Below are 2,016 nucleotides of genomic sequence, written 5' to 3' on the forward strand. Positions count from 1 at the left end.
TGTCTAGTCCCGGGTGATGTTTGACGTTCTGGTCCCAGTTGATGCTTGACGTTGGGCCTAGACAACATCGGAAATCTTGTGGGGCTTGTTCGCCTTCACGTGGCGGACGGGGATGTCGGTGGTGCGCTGGATGATGCGGACCTGGCCGTCCAGTTCCACGGTGATCGTCGACTCCGCCACGTGCATGGTCACGGTCTGCCCCGCGTAGGGTCGGCCGAGGGAGACAACCTGGCGGCAGACCATGACCGTGCCCACCGCGCTGACCCGCCGCTGGATGCGGACCGGTTCGACCCGCGGCCGGGGCGGCGGGCCCGCGGGCCGCAGCCCGTGCAGCCGCTGCACCTCATCGCTGGTCAGAGGGTTGGGCCGCACCCGCAGCAGCTCCCGCGAGGACGGGTCGAAGAACGACAACGTGGCCTCGTCGATGCGGATACTCACCCGGCGGCCGCCCAGGATCTCCGCCGCCAGCACCTGGCGCCCACCCAGGCCCACCAGCCCGTGATTGTTCACGCTCCGGTCCACCTCGAACGCAGCCCCGTCCCCGGCCGGCAGCGGAGACGGCCCCGCCGCACGCCCTCCCCGTGCCGCCAGCTGAGCCAGGTCCGCCACCGACAGGTGGGAGCGCACCGACTTGATCCGCACTCCGGCGATCAGCAGGTGGATCACCTGGGTATCGACCCAGAACGTCACCGTCAGCCCCGAGCGGGCCGGTCCGAGCCAGAACTGCTTGCCCCCGACCTGCAGATTCCCACTCGGCGGTACCACCCGCTCGAACTCCACCGGCCCACCTTGCTCGGCCGGCACCACACCCTCCGGCCCCGGAACCGGCAGCTCGGATGCCTCCGGCGCCACCACGGCGGGCACCACCTCAACCGAGTCCACGGCAGGAGCAGGCACCACAGAAGTCGTCCGCTGCTGCGGGGCGAGCGAGAGCACACCGGGCACCTTCAGACCCAGCACCTCCCGCTCCTCGTCCGGAACGGGCGTGAACCGGTCCGCGGGAGCCTGCATCTCCAGCGCCTGATGCGGACGCAAGGAGTTGTACTCCTCCACCCATCCATCCAGCGCCCTCTGAGCCGCCTCGATGCTCTCGAACGCACCACAGTGGTCCAGGAGTTCACGCCGAAGCGTCTGATGGAACCGCTCCACCTTCCCCGTCGTGGTCGGCGACGCCGGCTGCGTCAGGCGATGCGCGATCCCGTTCTCCCTACAGATCCGGTCGAACAACACCTCACCGCCCTGCCCGAACCGGTCAGTGAACTGCTTGCCGTTGTCCGTCAGCACCTCCTCCGGCACCCCGAACGCCCTCAGCGCACCCACGAAAGCCGCGCAGACCGCCTGACCCGTCGCCCGGACCACCACCGCCGCGATCACGCAATACCGGGAGTGATCGTCCACACCGGTCACGATCTTCGCCTCGGTCAGCTCACCGGTGACCGGGTTGACCAGCATCACCCCGCCGACTATGTCCATCTGCCACAACTGCATGGGGCGATCCCGCTGCCAGCGCTTGTAGTCCGACCGCTTCCGGCGCCGCACGCCCGGCTCCACCAGCCCATGCCTGATCAAGATTCGGTACACCGTCATCCGCGACGGCACCGGGCTCACCACCCCGGCCCGCTCCAGGACATGAGCGATCCGCCGCGGACCCCACCCGGGATGCTTGCGCCGCAGCTCGCACACCGCCGCCTCCACCTCGGCAGAAGCCTGATGCGGACACGACGTCGGCCTACGCGAACGATCCGCCAAACCGGCCAGACCGGAGGCGGCATACCGGGACTTCCACCCGCTGACCGTCTGCCGGGACACCCCCATCTGAGCGGCGACCTCCGTCACGGTCGCACCCGCCAGCACCGCGAGGACAGCCCGGTATCTCTGCTCGACAACCGACAACTCCACCAGCGCCAATCCCGGCCTCCTGCCACACGCCGCAACGACGCGCACAGAAAAGCCGATCACGGCCACTGTCAACCATCAGCTGGGACCGAAGTGTCAAGCATCTCCCGGGACCGGACA

1 protein-coding gene is annotated in these 2,016 nt (G+C 68.8%); it reads right to left on the reverse strand.

The genetic code is table 11. The features are described from left to right. Nucleotides 1–57: 57 nt before the first annotated feature. Entirely contained in the window at nucleotides 58–1,893 is a 1,836-nt protein-coding gene (locus tag ABT186_RS47550) for an IS481 family transposase (protein ID WP_502973561.1), read from the reverse strand. Nucleotides 1,894–2,016: the final 123 nt, after the last annotated feature.

It is taken from the genome of Streptomyces sp. NPDC001634 (assembly GCF_040298185.1).
GTDB lineage: Bacteria > Actinomycetota > Actinomycetes > Streptomycetales > Streptomycetaceae > Streptomyces.